Here is a 16,696-nt window from a genome sequence, read left to right as displayed (position 1 = left end):
CGCGGCCCCCCCCCCCCCCCCCCCCCCCCCCCCCCCCCCCCCCCCCCCCCCCCCCCCCCCCCGGGGAACTGGAAGGGCTGGATGTCGATATGGTGACGCCGGGCTTGCCCTGACATATCGCCAGGCCTCCACCCACCCCTAGCCCCTCCCTTCCAGGGAGGGGAATTTGCCGCTGTCCCGCAGCGCCCTCCCCTTCCCCAAACAGAGCAGGCTTGGCGGAGGGACCGGCCCTGCGCCAAGCCAGAGGGGAGTTCGGAAGGCGATCAGAACTTCAGGCGGACACCCACGCGATAGGTGCGGCCGAGCGTGTCGTAGAGCGCCGGGTTCACGTCGAGGCCGGTGTTGGTCTGCGGCGACGGCGCGGGATCGTGGTCGAAGAGATTGTCGACCTTGAAATAGGAGGTGATGTTGCCCGTCAGGTTCACCGAGCCGCCGACGTCGAAGTAGAAGGCGCCCTTCATCGTGTTGGTGTTGATCGTCGGGTGGTTGGTGGTCGAGACCGGGCAGCCCGACTGGCAGACGACATATTGGTTGCCGTACACGCCGTCGGAGAACCAGCGCTGCTGCGCCATCAGCGTGAAGCCGGGGCCGTCATAGGACTGGACGGCGAGCCACTTCCAGTGCGGCGTGTTGCCGGTGTTGGCGCCCGCCTGATCGACGACGTCCACACCCTTCACGCCGGCATCGACGAGGAACTCGCGGACATGCGTGCCGAGCGCGCGGACCGTGAAGGAACCGGGCAGGCCCAGCGGCCGCTTCCACTGGTAGCTCGCTTCGATATCGAACCCGCTGGTCTTCCACGAGGCGAGGTTGAACGGCTGGACGTTGACGAAGTTGCCGCCCTGGGTCGGGCTGTTGAGCACGAAGCCGCCGCAGAATTGCGTGAGGCCGTCATGGCAGAACTGGACGATCTGCGCCGCCGAAAGCGTCGAGATCACGCCCTTCAGCTTGATGCTGTAATAGTCGAACGAGAGGCTGAGCCCGGGCAGCCAGGACGGGTTCGAATAGACCACGCCCAGTTCGGTGTTGCGGGCGATTTCCGGCTTCAGATCGGGGTTGCCGACCGTGTTCTGGAAGATCTGCACCGTCGGGCCATAGGGATTGGCGAAGCTCGGCACCGTGGTGACGGTGGGCGCGGCGTAGAGTTCGGAAAGGTTCGGCGCGCGGACGTCGCGCGAGGTCACGGCGCGGAAGCGGAGCCCGTCGAGCGGCGTATCCCAGGTGCCGCCGATCTTCCACGCCCAGACGGTTCCCGAGGTGCTGTAATGGGTCATGCGGGCGGCGGGGTTGAGGTTCGCCTTGCCCATCGGCCCGTCGAACAGCGGCAGGTTGAGCTCGAGAAAGCCTTCATAGACGCTGTAGGCGCCGTTGCCGTTCTTGTAGTTGCCCGCCGCATAGTTGCTGCCCTGCGCCGAATTGAGCAGCGGATCGGCGGGATAGGCGGCCGAGTTCGGGCTGATCGCGGAGACGCCGGCGCCATAGGGATCGGCGTTCACCCGGTAATATTCGTGGCGATATTCGCCGCCGAACGCGACCGTGAGCGGCCCCGCCCACAGGTCGAACGCCTCGCCCGAGAAGTTCACGCTCGCGACATCCTGGGTCAGCGTGGTGTGCTGGAACGGCCCGTTCTCCGGCTGGACATAGGCGAGCGCCGCGGCGGACGGCGCCGCGCCGCCGAAGACGTTGATCGGCTGGCAGCCGAGCGCGCGCGCCTGGGCGTTGGCACAGACGACGGTGCCGTTGAGCATGACCGCGTCGACCGCTGCGGCATAGCGGTTCTGCAGCACGATGTGATCGACATCGATGTACGACTTGGTGGTGCCGCGCTCATAATAGGCGTCGTAATGCCACTTGCTGCCGAGCGCGCCCTTCACGCCGGCGACGAAGCGATATTGCCGCCGGTCGGTGCTGACCTTCGGGCTGGGGAAGGAACCGTTGCTCGATCCGAAGGCGAAGGAGGTGATGTTGGCGGTGCCGCAGCGATCCTTGATCGACTGGGGCAGGAAGGCGTTGGCGCAGGAGATGGTGAGGTTGACGCGGTTATAGCCGGGGCTCGGCTGGTTGCTGGTCAGCACCTGCGCGACATTGGCGGTGACGTAGAATTCCTGGCCGTCGGCGAAATCGAAGCCGATCCGGCCATAGCCGTTGATGCGCTCGAGCGAGGACTTGAGCGAGGCGCCCGAGCCGACGCCACCCGAAAGATCGCCGCCGACGCAGAAGCTGTTGCCCGGATAGCAGTTCGACACGGTGCCGTTGCCCTGGGGCACGCCGTTCGAGCCATAGTTGAAGTTGTAGGGGACGCCGTTCTGGTCGAACGCGACGCCCTGGAGCGGCCCGTTGGTGATCAGGCCGTATTTCGCATACTGATAGGACTGGGCGTAGTCGCTATAGGTATATTGCGGCGCGCCGCCGGTGGTGACCCGGCTGTCGAGCAAGGTCGAGGCGCGGAACCAGTCGCGGTCGCCGGCGAGATCGGTGCCGAAATTGCCCGGCCCGACGCCGCCTTCATTGTCATATTCGCCGCTGACCACGAGGTGCACGCGATCGTCGAACAGCGAGGTGCCGAAGGCCGCCTGGGCGAGCCCGGTCTTGTCGTCGTTGTAGCGGGTGATGCTGCCGAGGATATTGGCCTTGAACCCGGTGAAGTGGGTGTCGGTGATGAAGTTGACGACACCGCCGACCGCGTCCGAGCCATAGGAGGCCGAGGCGCCGCCGTTCACGACGTCGACGCGCTTGACCAGCAGCTGCGGGAACATGCTGATATCGGGCACGCCGGTGACGTTGGCGCCGACGACGCGCTGGCCGTCGAGCAGGGTCAGCGTGCGGATCGCCTGCAGGCCGCGCAGCGAGAAGGAGCTGAGGCCCTGCTGGCCGCTCGACGTGCTGAACGTGCCGGTGGAAGCGCCGGTCGAGCCCTGGAGCGAGGGCAGCTGGGCGATCGTGTTGAAGATGTTGGGCTGGGCGTTGCTGGCGATCTGCTCCTCGCCGATCACCGTGGTCGGCGTGGGCGCGTTGAAGCCGCTCGCGATGATGCGGGTGCCGGTGACGATGATCTGGCCATTGTCGCTGGCCGCGCTGTCGTCCTGCGGCGCGGCGGCGGGCGCCTCCTGGCTTTGCGGCGCCGGTGCCGGTGCCGGTGCGGTCTGCGCGAAGGCCGGCGTGCAGCACAGCGCCGCGGCGAGCGCGGCGAGACTGGTAGCGCTATCACGGAGCAACGCACCGCGGGTGAAGCTATTCCCCATCATCCATCCCCTGATCGTTATCGTCACATGGTCTGTGCCATTGTGTCCGAACCTTATCTGATCGGGGTGGGCGCGGCATCTACGACCATGGTCGCAGACGCCGCCGGGCCGGTTCAGGGACGGGCCGAATAGAGGCCGTGATGCGCGAGGATGAGCAGGGTCCTGCCGTCCGTGCCGCCGAAGAGGAGCTGCAGCGGACGCTCGGGCACGGTGATGCGGCCGAGCTCGCTGCCGTCGGCCGCATAGACGAAGACATCGCCGTTCGCGATGTAGACGCGCCCGTCCGGCCCGACGGCGACGCTCTCGCCGCCGCGCGGGGCGAAGGGCTTGAGATCGGTGACCGCGCCGCCCGCGCCGAGCAGGCCGGTATAGGTGCGGTTCTCCGAGCCGTTGGCGAGGTGGACGCGCTCGCCGGGCTTGCCGGTGACCCAGCCATAGGTGTCGAGCGTATCGGAGAAGCGCCAGCCGAGATGATCGGACGGGCCCTGCTGCCAGACGCGGAAGGCCGGCAGGCGCAGGCTGCCGTCGGGCGAGACATATTCGCGCGGCTTGGGCACGGCCATGTCGCGCGCAAACATCTCGGCGAGGGTGGTGAAATGGTCGGTCCTCGCGTCATACTGGTCGCGGAACTCGCCATTGTTCCAGAAGCTGCCGGGGAGCGCGACCTGGGCGCCCTTCCCTTCCGTAACGACTGTCGGCTCGATCAGGCGGACCTCGGCGGGCCTGGCCGGATCGACGCTGTAGACGGTGGCGGCCGGGCCCATCGAGGAAAGCACGAGCAGGTGGCCCGAGCGATCGACCGCGAGGTTGATCGCGTCGAGCGGGGCGTCGGCGGCGATGGTCAGCCCTTCCTTCTCGGACCAGCCATGGATGCGCTGGAACGGGCGGTCGACGAAGTAGAGCTTGCCCGTGCCGTCCACCGCGCCGCCGCCAAGTGCGCCGAAGCCGGTGGCGAGCTGGGTTACCGGGGCGAGCGAAGGCGTGGCGGCGGGCGTGGGTGCGTCGGTCACGTCGAGCACCGCGAATTCGCGCTCGCGCACCTCGCCGCCGCGGGTCACGTCGACGATCGCGTTCGAATAGGGATATTTGCTGGCGCGCAGATAGGTGCCGCAGCCATTCGCGTCGCAGGTCGAGAAGCCGCTCTCGGCGTTCACATGGACATTGCGGAAGCGGATGTTGGTCGAGTTGGTGAGCTTGACCGCCGCCGGGGCCGGCTGGAGCGAGCGGGTGACGCGGTAGCCATGGAAATTGGCGAACAGGATGTCGCGCGAGTTGCGCACCTCGAGCGCGACGGTGTTGCGGCTCTCGCCGGCTTCCTCCTCGGTCTGGGGGGCGAGGAACTCCCAGTTGCGGACGCGGTCGAGCACGATCTCGGCGCGGACATGATGCTCGGCGGACATCTCGTAGACGAAGCCGGGCGTGTCGGTGTCGGAGACGTAGAGGCCGGCATGGGCATAGGTGTTGGGGGTCCACAACCCGTTGAAGGTGCCGCCGCCGCCATCGGTGACCCAGAGGCTGGAATATTGGCCGTCCCAGCGCTTCTTCGGGTCGGCGTCCGCCGTGTGGTTGGCGTTGTACGGATCGAAGCGGCTGCCGTCGGCGAGGTTGGTGCCGTGGCCGCCTTGGAACTTGACGTCATCGACCAGCGATTTCGCACCGGCCTTCCAGAGCAGGGCGGTGGCGCGCGGGTTCTGCCCACCGGTGAACAAGCCGAGGCCGGAGACGAGCGCGTCGCCGCCCTTCGCGCTCTCGATCAGCGCCCTGGCAGGGCCGACGCCGCGATAGGCGGGGCTGTCCTCGGCGAGGACGATCTGGGTGAGGCTGGGGTGGAGGCCGATCAGCACGCTGTCGGCACGCAGCTTCAGCGTGTCGGTGACGCGGTAGAAGCCTGCCGGAAAGTAGAGGACTCGGTGCGTATCGATCGCCTTCTGAAGGGCGGCGGTGTCGTCGGTGGCGTTGTCGCCCTTCACGCCGAGGTCGCGGACACTGGTCCAGCTGGTGACTGCCGGGAAGGCGCGGATGGCGGGGTCGCGGCGGGCTGGTAGCTTGGGCAGCGCTGCTGCGGCGATGCGGGTTTCGTAGCGGCCCGGCTGGTTCAGGCCGGCAAGCGTCAGGCCATAGGTGAATTCCTTGACCCGATAGTTCGGCCCCGAGCCCGCCACCGTCTTGCCGCTGTCGCGGAAGCTTGCGAAAACCGGGGTACCGCTGGCCAGCGCATTGTCGAAGCCGATCTGAGTATAGGCATTGCCTTCGTTGCTGATGATTACGCCGGCCTTCGAGACATTCTCGAAGCGGACGTCCTTGCCCCACAGCCAGTCGCCATAGCCGCGGTCGATATCGATGCCGACGGGCGTGTTGCGGATGACGGTGTTGACCAGGGTCAGCCCCGCCTCATGCTCGCGGATCGCCGCATCACGCTGCCCGTCGAAGCTCGAATCGAGCAGCGTGTACTGCCAGGCGGGCGAGGTCTTCTCCGCAAGGATGCCGTAGCGCCCGCCATGGAAGCGCAGGTTCATGCCGAGATTGCCGACCTGGTAGATGCCGGCGAGGCCCGAGCCGAGATGGAAGTCGATATGCGCGAGATAGCTGTGCTGCGCGGTATGCTGGCGCACCGCCGTCGCCGCCGGATTGCCCGCGCCGATCTCGAAATCGACATTGGCCAGCGCGGAATAGAAGGTGCCCGAATTGGCGTCGGCAATGTCGGGATTGAACGGCACGCTGGTCGGCGGCGGCACTGGGACCTTGCCGCGCAGCGGCACCCCGCCTGCCCCCGGCGCCGCGCCGTTCGGCTGGTTGCCGGTGAAGAAGACCATGCTGCCGACGCCCTGCTGGAAGCCCGGCGTATTCGGTGCCAGCACGAAGACCGGCCGCGTCCTGCCCACCCCGAACAGGCGGACGCCCGGCCAGATATAGATGGTGCGGGTAATGCGGTGCCGGCCCGAGGGCAGGAAGACGATGCCGCCGCCGGGCTTCGCCGCCGCCACATCGATCGCGGACTGGATCGCGGCGCTGTCGTCGGCGACGCCGTCGCCCTTCGCCTTGACCAGGACCGCGGCAGGATCGTTCGGCGCCGTCGCATAGACCGAGACCGACCGGACCCGCTGCGCCTGGGCGGGCATCGCGGACACCGCCACTGCGATCACCGACGCCGCGGCGCCCCATCGAATCCCGCCGATCATGCCGGTCCCCTCTTTTGTTATGGCCAATCCTGACACGCGGATACGCGCGCGCCCAGACCCGGACGACCGCGACAAAGGTCGCAATGGTCAAAGCGCCCGCATGCGAACATCTAGCGTCCTGTCCGAAGCCGGGGAACGACGTGAAAGCGCAGCCAAAAATGACCGGATTGCTCCCCTGCGCGGTCGTCGTGATGGGCGTGAGCGGCTGCGGCAAATCAACGCTGGCCAGCCATCTCGCCACCTATCTCGCCGCCCCGGCATTCGAGGGCGATGATTTCCACTCGAGCGAGAGCGTCGCCAAGATGCGCGGCGGCCAGCCGCTCGACGATGCCGACCGCTGGCCCTGGCTCGACCGGCTGGGCACGGCGATCGGCGGCGCGGTGCGCGAGCGCGGCATCGCGGTCGCCGCCTGCTCTGCGCTCAAGCGCAGCTACCGGGAACGGCTGGAACGTGCGGCGGGCGTGCCGATCGCCTTCATCCTGCTCGACGGCGAGCCAGCGGAGATCGCGCCGCGACTGGCCGCGCGCGCCGGGCATTACATGGCGCCGAGCCTGCTCGACAGCCAGTTCGCAACGCTGGAGCGCCCGGACGGCGACGAGCGCGCGCTGGCGCTGCACTGCTATCGGCCGGTCGATGCGCTTTGCGGCGAAGTGTTCGCGTGGCTGCGGACGGAGCTTGGGTCGTAGAGGCTGGATATCGTCACCCTGAACCCGTTTCAGGGCCCAACCCTCCACCCGCGAAGACATCCGTTGTTGCACGTTGGATGCTGAAACGAGTTCAGCATGACGGTTTGGGGGTATTGGACGACGGTTGGAGCGTCAGGGCATCAGGCGCTTGCGGCCCTGGGAGAGGTGCCAGCGCATCGCGAGTGCCGCGCCGTCGCCGTCCTGGGCGCGGATCGCGTCGACCACCGCGTCGTGCTCCTCCATCATCGATCCGATCACCTCGGGCGGGCGCGAGCGCGAGATGTCGACGCCAGCGCGCAATATGCCCATCACGTCATGCTGGAGATGATCGAAGGTGGAGATGAAGGCGCTGTTGCCCGTCGCCTCGGCGATGGCGCGGTGGAGCCGCCAGTCCTCGTCATGCGCGGGCGCGCTGGAGAGCAAGGCGGTGCGCAGCGCCTCGAGCGCCGCGTCGATCTCTTCCATCTGCTCCTGCGAGCGGCGCTGCGCCGCGAGGCGCGCGGCCTCGGCTTCCAGCACGAAGCGCACCTCATAGGTGCCGAGCGTCGCCGCCAGCCCGTCCATCGGCACGTGCGAGCCGAGCCGGGCGGAAGGCCGGCGCTTCACATAGGAGCCGGCACCGCGCCGCGCCTCGGTGATCCCGTCGGCGGCGAGGCGGACCAGCGCCTCGCGCACGATCGTGCGCGACATGCCGAACAGCTCGGCCAGCCGCGCCTCGGACGGCAGCCGGTCGCCGACCGCCAGATCGTCTTCGTTGATGATCCCGACGATCGCCGTATAGGCGCGATCGGCGAGCCTGCCCTCCTGCACGGCGCCTCTCTTCTTCGCGCCTCGATTTTCTCCAGGGCGCGTCTCAGACAAGGTAGCTGAGCCCCACCACCATGACCAGACCGGCGACCGAGATCACCGTCTCGAGCAGCGACCAGGTGCGGAAGGTGTCCGCCGTGGTCGTGCCCATATAGCCTTTGACCAGCCAGAAGCCGGGATCGTTGACGTGGCTGAAGAACACCGAGCCCGCGCCGATGGCGAGCACGACCAGCTCGGGCGAAGCGCCCGAGGCGGCGACCACGCCCGGCATGATGCCGACCGCGGTGATCGTCGCCACCGTCGCCGATCCGGCCGCCAGGCGGATGCCGACCGCGACCAGCCAGCCGAGCAGCAGCGGCGAGATCGAGTACATCATCACCAGCCGCGCCAGCAGGTCCGACAGGCCGGCGGTGACCAGCACCTGCTTGAGCGCGCCGCCCGCGCCGATCGCCAGCAGGATTGCCCCCGCCGCGCCCATCGTCTCGAACCAGATAGCATCCTGGATGCTTTCCTCGCCCAGCCGACGGCCGAACAGCAGCGGCAGCGCGAGGAGGTTGGTGATGAGCAGCGCGAGCACCGGATTGGCGGCGGCGGCGAGCAGGGGCGAATTGGCCAGCGCCGGCACCAGCTTGGCGAGCTCGCCGGTGGCGATCAGCACGATCGGCAGCAGCACGATGAACAGCGAGACCGCGCGGTGCGGCGGCTGCAGGTCGTGCACCGGGTCGCTCAGCACCGGTTCGGTGAGCTTGACGCCGGGGGTGACGAATTTGGCGAGGACGGGTCCGGCGAGGATCGCGATGGGGATGGCGATGATGACGCCGTAGAGCATGGTCAGGCCGAGGCTGGCCTTGAGCGCCTCGACCGCGAGCAGCGGGCCGGGATGCGGCGGGACCAGCGCGTGGACGACGCCGAGACCGGCCAGCGCGGGCATGATGAGCCGCAGCTTGGTACCGTCGGGATCGCCATTGTCGGGCATCGCCTTGGCGGCGGCGACGACGATCGGCAGCAGCAGCACCAGCCCGGTCTCGAAGAACAGCGGCAGGCCGATGACGATCGCGATGCCGAGCGTCGCCCAGGGCGCGGCCCTGGGCCCGGTCAGCCGCAGCGCGCCGGTGGCGAGCGAAGCCGCGGCGCCGGAGAGATGGAGCATCGCGCCGAGCGACAGGCCGAGCGCCACGACCAGGCCGGTGCCGCCGACGATATCGCCCACGCCCTTCTGCACCGCCTTGGCCGTGTCGCCGAGCGGCAGGCCAGCGAACAGGCCGACGGCGAAGGCGCCGACGAGCAGGCCGATAAAGGGATGGAGGCGCCAGCGGACGATCAGCAGGATCGCAAGGACGATGCCGGCGACCGCGGCGATTACCAGCCGGATATCCTCGCCGTTCATTCGGCGATCCCCTGGGCGCAATCGAACGCGAATCCTGACATCGTTGTCCTCCCCGGAAGTCCTCGGCTTTTTATCACAAGCTCGTTGGACGCACGGAGTTGTATGACAAGTTTTTGCAAATCGGCAACGAAAAAGGCTTGCTACCGTTACCAATTGGGGAACATATTAAAACCTGTCCAACCGATTCCATAAAACGGAACATGGACAGGGATCGTGCAGAACCGCCGATCCGCGAGCATGACGCCATGCGCCTCGGGGAGAGGATCGATGAAGGTGACCGTTCAGGAAGCGAGCCAGAAGGCGGCAGTTTCGGCCGCGATGCCCCATCTGATTGATGGCGCGGGCCGGCCCGTGCATCTCACGCCTACCCAGCTCAAGGTGATGCGGGGCGTGCATTCGGGGCAGCTCAACAAGCAGATCGCCTATGAGCTTGGCATCGCCGAGGCGACGGTGAAGGCGCACATGACCGCGCTGATGCGCAAGCTCAACGTGCGCAACCGCACCCAGGTGGCGATCGCGGCGCAGAGCCTGGCGCTCAGCCAGGCCTGATTTCCCGGGCGCGGCCCTGCCCGCGCCCTGTTGTCTTTCCATCAGCCCATTCCGGGAGAGGTTCATGAAGGCCTTCCGCCTGCTTTGCGCGGCCCTGTTGCTGTGCCCGCTTCCCGCGCTTGCCCAATCGACCTCGGTCTACCGGACCCAGCCGAACGATCCGCGCGCGATCACCGTGAAGGGCGTGGGCGACGGCCGCGCCGACGACAGCGCCGCGCTGCAGCAGGCGATCGACGCGGCGGCCATAGGCGGCAAGGGCGGCGTCGTCTTCCTGCCCTCCGGCCGCTACCGGATCAGCCGCACCATCTTCGTGCGCTCGGCCGTGCGCGTGTTCGGCGTCGGCGCCACCAGGCCGGTGATCGTGCTGGGCGACGATACGCCGGGCTATGGTAAGGGCGTGGCGGCCATGGTCAGCTTCACCGGCGAGGACCAGTACCGCGTCGGCAAGGTGCCGGTGCCGCCGCCCACCAGCGTGCCGGCCAATCCGGACATCTATGACGCGACGTCGAGCACCTTCTATTCAGCGCTGTCCAATGTCGATTTCGAGATCGGCAAGGGCAATGGAGGCGCGGTCGCGGTGCGTTTTCGCGTCGCGCAGCACGGCTTCCTGCGCCATGTCGACTTCCATCTCGGATCGGGGCTGGCCGGCATCTACCAGGCCGGCAACGAGTGCGAGAATCTGCGCTTCTATGGCGGGCGCTACGGCATCCTGACCGAGAAGACCTCGCCCGCCTGGCAGTTCACGCTGATCGATTCCGAGTTCGAGGGGCAGCGCGACGCGGCGATCCGCGAGCATGAGGTTGACCTGACCCTGGTCAATGTCGCGATCCGCAACACCCCGGTGGGGATCGAGATCGACCGCGGCTATTCGGATTCGCTGTGGGGCAAGGACGTGCGCTTCGAGAATGTCGCCCAGGCCGGGGTGCTGATCTCGAACGAGAACAGCGTGTTCACCCAGGTGGGCTTCATGAACGCGGTGGCGCAGGACACGCCGGTCTTCGCCCGCTTCCGCGACAGCGGCCGGACGGTGGCGGGCCAGGGCCGCGCCTACCGGGTGAGCGACTTCTCCTATGGGCTCAAGCTGCCCGGGCTGGGCGCGATGGGCGCCTTCGCCACCGACCTGTCGATGGCACCGCTGGCGAAGATGCCCAAGCGCCCCGCGCCGGCGATCCGCGCCCTGCCCCCGGTCAGCGAATGGGCCAATGCCCGCGACCTGGGCGTGAAGGGCGATGACGAGACTGACGATACCGCCGCGTTGCAGAAGGCGATCGATACCCACCGCGTGGTCTATCTGCCGATGGGCCGCTACCGGGTGACCGACACGCTGCGGCTGCGGCCGGACAGCGTGCTGATCTCGCTGCACCCCAGCCTCACCCATCTCTACCTGCCCGACGAGACGCCGGCCTATGCCGGGGTCGGCAGCGCCAAGGCCCTGCTGGCAAGTGCCAAAGGCGGCGACGCGATCGTCTCGGGCATCGGGTTGTGGACCGGCGGGGTCAATCCGCGCGCCACGGCACTGCTGTGGAAGGCGGGCGCGGCCTCGATGGTCAACGACGTCAAGATCCAGGGCGGCGGCGGCACCGTGCTCACCAAGGGCAGCCCGATCGGCTTCGGCGACCCCAAGGCGCGCTTCGACGGCCAGCATCCGAGCATCTGGGTGACCGATGGCGGCGGCGGCACCTTCGCGGCGGTCTGGTCGCCCAACACGCTGGCCTCGGCGGGCTTCTATGTCTCGGACACCACGACGCCCGGCTATGTCTATGAGCTGTCGGCCGAGCACCACTACCGGGCCGAGATCGTGCTCGACCATGTCGAGAACTGGGAGTTCCATGCGCCGCAGACCGAGCAGGAAGTGCGCGACGGGGTGAACGCGATCTCGACGGAGTTCCGCAACTCGCGCAACATCCTGTTCGCCAATTATCACGGCTACCGGGTCACGCGCTCGATCAAGCCGATGGATGCGGCGGTGAAGCTCACCAACTCGAGCGACATCCGCTTCCGCAACGTCCATGTGAACGCCGAGAGCGGCTTTGCCAGTTGCGACGACAAGGGCTGCGGCACCTATTTGCGGGCGAGCAAATATCCGTTCGAGAATGCGATAAAGGACGTGACCGGCGGGCAGGAAGTGCGCGAGCGCGAGTTCGCCCGGCTCGATGTCGGCGCGGTCGCACCGGGCAGGACGCCGGTGCCGGTATCGCCGGAGGTGCGCAAGCTGGCCGACGGCTTCTATTCGATCGCGGGCGCTGCGACGGATGCGAAGGGCAAGCTCTACTTCATCGACCGGCAGTTCCAGCGGATTCATGGCTGGTCGGAGAAGGAAGGCCTGACCATCGTCGCGGATGCGCCGCTCGATCCGGTGAACCTGGCGGTGGACGCTTCGGGCCATCTGCTGGTGCTGTCCTCGGCCGGGCATGACGCCACGGTCTACAGCATCGATCCGGCCAGGCCCGGCGCGGTGCGGGTGATCGACCCGACCGCCGCCAGGGTGCAGGACGGCGCGGCGACGCTGCTGCCGGTCAACATGTGGGCCAACGGCGAGTTCGCCGACCGGATCGATCCGGAGACCTACCAGTTCCCGCCGATCGCCGACTTCTTCACCCGCGCGATGGCCACGCCCAAGATGCGCGAATATGTCTCGCCCGACGGGTCGCTGGTGCTGCCGGCATTCCGGGTGTGGAACCAGGGGCCGGACGATCACAATGGCTGGCGCTGGTCGGACACGCTGGACGCGCACGGACTGGTCGCGGCGCGGCCGGGCGAGCGGGTGACGCTGACCAACGGCTCGGAGAACCGCACCTATAGCGGGCTGGTGGGCGCGAACGGGACGGTGACCGACCTGCGCATCGTCGCGGATCGCGGCGGCGAGAGCGTGGCTCGCGACAAGGACGGCACGCTCTATGTCGCGAACGGGCAGGTGTTCGTCTATGACGCCGCCGGCAAGCCGGTCCGCCGCATCGACGTGCCCGAGCGGCCGCTGCAACTGGTGATCGGCGGGGCGGACGGGCGCACCCTGTTCATCCTCGCGCATCACGCGCTCTATGCCGTGCGCCTCTGACCCGCACCGCCGCGGGCTGGAGAAGGGCCCGCGGCTTTGCTATCGCTACCAGAACGGGGACGAACTGGGCGCGGGGCTGGATGATTTGGCGGGGGATCGTCGGCTGGCGGGGACGTTTGGCGGGTAGTGCCCGGGCGCTGCTCGCCGCCTGCCTGCTCGCGCCGATACCGCTCCAGGCGCAGGTCTCGCCGCCGGGGTTCGGCGGGCTGAAGCATGTCCGCTGGGGTCCCGATGAAGGCGCGCCGAACGGGGTCTTCAGGATCACCCAGACCCGCGACGGCTATATCTGGCTGGCGGGCGACGCGCTCTACCGGTTCGACGGAATCAGCTTCGAGCGGATCGACTGGCCCGCCGACGCGGCGCGGAGACGCGTGGAGCCGACCGGGCTGCTGGCCGGCCGCGACGGCACGCTCTGGGTGGGGCTGGGCGGCAATGGCGGCGTGGCGATGTACCGCGGCGGGCGGCTCGTCGACATGCACCTGCCCGCCCCGCCCGCCTCGATCGGCCCGATGGCACAGGCGCCGGACGGCTCGATCTGGGTCGCCTCCGGACGGTTCGACACGCAGCTCAGGCGCCTGCGCGGTGGAAAATGGGAGTCGATCGGGGAAAAGCTGGGGCGGCCCGAAGGCGCGGTCATGGGGCTGGTGATCGCGCCGGATAGCGGCGTGTGGATCGCGCTCACCCACCAGGGCGGGAACAGCGGCGCCCTCGCCTATCTCGCACCGGGCACGACCCGCTTCCAGCTGCTGCCCGACCGCGTCTCGGGCAGGCCGAGGATCGCGCTGGATCCGTCCGGCGCGCTGTGGGTCTCCGACGGGACGGGCACGCGCATGGTGCGCGACGGACATGGCCGGGCGCCCGCGCGTGCCATCCAGTTCCCCTCCGCCCCCAACGTCCGCTCCGCCACGCTGAGTTTCGACCGGCAGGGCGGGCTGTGGCGCACGACCGCGTCCATCGGCATCTCGTACATTCCGTCGGCCGCCGGCGCGAGGGCAACCGCCTACCCGTTCGACGCGGCGAACGGGCTGACCTCGGACTTCAGCTATGAATCATTCGTCGATCGCGAGGGCAGCGTCTGGATCGCCACCGAGACCGGCATCGACCAGTTCCGCCGCGCCAGCGCGACGCAGGAACTGGCCATTCCGGCCGACCCGGTCCACGGCCTGGCGCTTGCCGGCGCCAGCGACGGCAGCGTCTATATCGAATCGAACGACACGCTGTTCCGGATCGCGCCGGGGGGAGCGCCCCGGCCGATCCTGAAGCTGGACGGCAGCAACCTGTCGATGTGCCGCGCCTGTGCCGGCGGCATCTGGATCGTCCAGAACGCCCGCACACTCCATATTGTGGGCGAGCATATCGAGACCGCACCAGGCTTTCCCGGTCAGGGCACATCGACCTATTGCGCCGAGGATGGCCAGGGCCGGCTGTGGGTCGCCATCTTCGGTGAGCCGCTGGTCTGGCGCGACGTGGGGGGCTGGCACCATGCCACCGGAGCGCTCGCGCAGCAGCGTGTGTGGGACATGATCGCCACGCCCGCGGGCGGCATCGCCTTTACCGGCCGTCCCGACTTCACCACGCTCGAGGGCGATCGCCTCACCCTGAGAAAGGGCTTCGGCACCGCCACGATGCTCGCTGCCGGCACGCGTGACATCTTCCTGAGCGACGATCGGGGCCTGGTGCGCCTGCGCGACGGCAAGCTGACCCGGCTCGACCAGAGCCGCTTTCCCTGGCTGATCTGGCTGCGAAGCCTGGTGCAGACCGCGCGCGGCGAGACCTGGCTGGTCGCCCGCACCGGCATCTCCCGGGTGGCCACCGCCGACCTGGACCGCGCCTTCCAGGACCCGCATGCGCCGTTGCCGCGCACGCTGTTCAACTCGCAGGACGGGCTGGTCAGCGCGGCCCAACATGCAGGCTTTGCGGGCCTGCAGAGCACGGTCGCCGGCGACGGCCGCGTCTGGTTCCTCAACCGCCAGGGCGCGGGCTATTTCGATCCGGCGACGCTCAAGCAGAACGCTCTCCCTCCGCCCGTCACGATCCGTTCACTGACCAGCGGCGGACGAAGCTGGCGCGATCCGGGCAGCCTGACCCTGCCGCCCGGCACCCGCGCGCTCGATATCGCCTATGCCGGTCTCAGCCTCGCGGTGCCGCAGCGCGTGCACTTCCGCTATCGGCTGGACGGCGTGGACGATGGCTGGGTGGACGCCGGCACCCGGCGCGTGGCCTCCTATGCCAATCTCGGCCCGGGCAGCTATCGCTTCCATGTAATCGCCGCGAACAATGACGGTGTGTGGAACCGGAGCGGTGCCGAGATCGGCTTCGAGATCCGCCCCACCTTCGTGCAGAGTTGGCCGTTCCGGCTGCTGTGCGCCGCCGCTTTGCTTGCGCTGCTCTGGCTCGCCTATTCGATGCGAATGCGCGTGGTCGCCAGCCGCATCCGGCTGCGCATGGCGGAGCGCTTCGAGGAGCGTGAGCGCATCGCCCGCGAGCTGCACGACACACTGCTGCAGGCGATCCAGTCGCTGACCCTGCGATTCCAGCTCGCGGTCGACGATCTACCGGCGAAGCAGCCCGGCCGCCCGGCGCTGCTGCAGGCGATCGACACCGCCGACCGGGTGATCGCCGAGGGACGCGACCGGGTGCTCGACCTGCGCTCCCGCCAGGCGGCGGATATCGAGCAGGTCATCCGGGAGCTGATCGCCCGACAGGGCTTCGGCCCCGACGTCGAGATATGCGTCGCCATCAACGGCACGCCCCGCGCGCTGGACACGCCGGCGCTGGAGGAGACCGGCCGCATCGCGGGCGAAGCGCTGTTCAACATCTGGCGGCACGCCTGCGCCCGGCGCGTCGAGGTGGAGATCGACTATGGCGCGAGCTTCGCGCTGCGCATCGCCGACGACGGCGTGGGCATCGACCCCGAGCTCGCGGCGCGAGGCCGCACCGGGCATTACGGGCTGGCGGGCATGCGCGAACGGGCGCGGAGGCTGCGCGGAAGCCTTGTCATCCGCCCCTCGGCGGATCAGGGTACCGAACTGCTGCTCACGGTGCCTGGCGGAATCGCGTACAAGGCCGAGAAGCGCAGCCTGCTAGCACGCCTGTGGAGCCGTGGATGACCGTTGCCTCGCTTAGTGCCTCGCCGATCCGCGTCCTGGTGGTGGACGATCATCCCGTGGTGCGCGAAGGCGTGACCGGATTGCTGGCGCGGCAGGACGATATGGAGGCCATCGGCGAGGCATGCAACGGCCCGGACGCGATCGCGAAGTTCCGCGACCTCGCGCCGGACGTCACGCTGATGGACGTCCAGATGCAGGGCATGAGCGGCATCGAGGCGATCGAGAAGATCCGGGCGCTGTCCGGCGACGCGCGCATCCTGGTGCTCACCACCTATCCCGGCGATGCGAACGCGATCCGCGCGATCCGGGCAGGGGCATCCGGTTATCTGCTGAAGAACTGCGTCCGAAGCGAGCTGATCGACGCGATCCGTTCGGTACATGCCGGGCGCCGGGTGGTCTGTTCCGACATCGCCCACGCGCTGGCCGAGCATGCGCTGGACGAGCCGCTGACGGACCGCGAGGCAGCGATCCTGCGCCTCGTTGCCGAGGGCCATCCCAACAAGCAGATCGCCTGGCGGCTGACCCTGTCGGTCGACACCATCAAGGCGCAGCTCAAGACCATTTTCGAGAAGCTGGGCGTCCATGACCGCACGCACGCCGTGACGGTGGCGACGCGGCGGGGCTATATCGATCGCTAGGGCGTATCGAGGTTTAGCGCTTCCTGTTCCCCGGGGGGGGGCG

At 68.4% G+C, this 16,696-nt stretch carries 9 protein-coding genes; 5 read left to right on the top strand and 4 right to left on the bottom strand.

Annotated features, from left to right (window positions below):
- Positions 1-263: 263 nt before the first annotated feature.
- Together AAHM44_RS22710 and AAHM44_RS22705 are read right to left on the bottom strand one after the other, a co-directional pair.
- On the bottom strand, positions 264-3,245 hold the full coding sequence (locus tag AAHM44_RS22710) for a TonB-dependent receptor plug domain-containing protein (protein ID WP_446746016.1): 2,982 nt from the start codon (positions 3,243-3,245) through the stop codon (positions 264-266).
- A 110-nt stretch (positions 3,246-3,355) separates the two neighbouring features.
- Positions 3,356-6,421, bottom strand: a complete 3,066-nt coding sequence (locus tag AAHM44_RS22705) for a glycosyl hydrolase family 28-related protein (RefSeq protein WP_342251417.1) — start codon at positions 6,419-6,421, stop codon at positions 3,356-3,358.
- 158 nt (positions 6,422-6,579) lie between these two features.
- Here AAHM44_RS22705 and AAHM44_RS22700 point away from each other — a divergent pair, with 158 nt between their 5' ends.
- Entirely contained in the window at positions 6,580-7,107 is a 528-nt protein-coding gene (locus AAHM44_RS22700; protein WP_342251416.1) for a gluconokinase, read from the top strand.
- A 132-nt stretch (positions 7,108-7,239) separates the two neighbouring features.
- Here the strand turns inward: AAHM44_RS22700 and AAHM44_RS22695 are convergent, their stop codons facing one another.
- Entirely contained in the window at positions 7,240-7,917 is a 678-nt protein-coding gene (locus AAHM44_RS22695) for a FadR/GntR family transcriptional regulator (protein WP_184168485.1), read from the bottom strand.
- Between the two features lie 43 nt (positions 7,918-7,960).
- The gene (locus AAHM44_RS22690) at positions 7,961-9,301 is read right to left on the bottom strand and encodes a GntP family permease (protein ID WP_342251415.1); all 1,341 of its coding nucleotides are present in this window, start codon (positions 9,299-9,301) and stop codon (positions 7,961-7,963) included.
- A 318-nt stretch (positions 9,302-9,619) separates the two neighbouring features.
- Between AAHM44_RS22690 and AAHM44_RS22685 the strand changes: the two genes are divergently transcribed.
- The 4 genes from AAHM44_RS22685 (at position 9,620) to AAHM44_RS22670 (ending at position 16,653) form a co-directional block, all read left to right on the top strand.
- Positions 9,620-9,850 (top strand): helix-turn-helix domain-containing protein, encoded by a 231-nt coding sequence (locus tag AAHM44_RS22685; protein WP_269576481.1) that lies wholly within the window; start codon positions 9,620-9,622, stop codon positions 9,848-9,850.
- A gap of 64 nt (positions 9,851-9,914) precedes the next feature.
- Positions 9,915-12,905 (top strand): glycosyl hydrolase family 28-related protein, encoded by a 2,991-nt coding sequence (locus AAHM44_RS22680; RefSeq protein ID WP_342251414.1) that lies wholly within the window; start codon positions 9,915-9,917, stop codon positions 12,903-12,905.
- A 116-nt stretch (positions 12,906-13,021) separates the two neighbouring features.
- Positions 13,022-16,015 (top strand): sensor histidine kinase, encoded by a 2,994-nt coding sequence (locus AAHM44_RS22675; protein ID WP_342251413.1) that lies wholly within the window; start codon positions 13,022-13,024, stop codon positions 16,013-16,015.
- Positions 16,012-16,653, top strand: a complete 642-nt coding sequence (locus tag AAHM44_RS22670) for a response regulator transcription factor (protein WP_342251412.1) — start codon at positions 16,012-16,014, stop codon at positions 16,651-16,653. The genes AAHM44_RS22675 and AAHM44_RS22670 overlap by 4 nt, the downstream gene beginning before the upstream one ends.
- Positions 16,654-16,696: the final 43 nt, after the last annotated feature.

Origin of the sequence: Sphingomonas sp. OTU376 (assembly GCF_038440415.1) — a bacterium.
GTDB classification, from domain to species: domain Bacteria; phylum Pseudomonadota; class Alphaproteobacteria; order Sphingomonadales; family Sphingomonadaceae; genus Sphingomonas; species Sphingomonas kyeonggiensis_A.
The sequence above is the reverse complement of the archived record's forward strand: the minus strand, read 5'-3'. Positions and strand labels throughout refer to the sequence as shown.

Excerpts from the sequence above, each read along its gene's own strand:
- AAHM44_RS22705 (WP_342251417.1), bottom strand. The coding sequence starts at position 6,421 with ATGATCGGCGGGATTCGATGGGGCGCCGCGGCGTCGGTGATCGCAGTG.
- AAHM44_RS22710 (WP_446746016.1), bottom strand. The coding sequence starts at position 3,245 with ATGATGGGGAATAGCTTCACCCGCGGTGCGTTGCTCCGTGATAGCGCT.
- AAHM44_RS22685 (WP_269576481.1), top strand. The coding sequence starts at position 9,620 with ATGCCCCATCTGATTGATGGCGCGGGCCGGCCCGTGCATCTCACGCCT.
- AAHM44_RS22690 (WP_342251415.1), bottom strand. The coding sequence starts at position 9,301 with ATGAACGGCGAGGATATCCGGCTGGTAATCGCCGCGGTCGCCGGCATC.
- AAHM44_RS22680 (WP_342251414.1), top strand. The coding sequence starts at position 9,915 with ATGAAGGCCTTCCGCCTGCTTTGCGCGGCCCTGTTGCTGTGCCCGCTT.
- AAHM44_RS22670 (WP_342251412.1), top strand. The coding sequence starts at position 16,012 with ATGACCGTTGCCTCGCTTAGTGCCTCGCCGATCCGCGTCCTGGTGGTG.
- AAHM44_RS22700 (WP_342251416.1), top strand. The coding sequence starts at position 6,580 with ATGACCGGATTGCTCCCCTGCGCGGTCGTCGTGATGGGCGTGAGCGGC.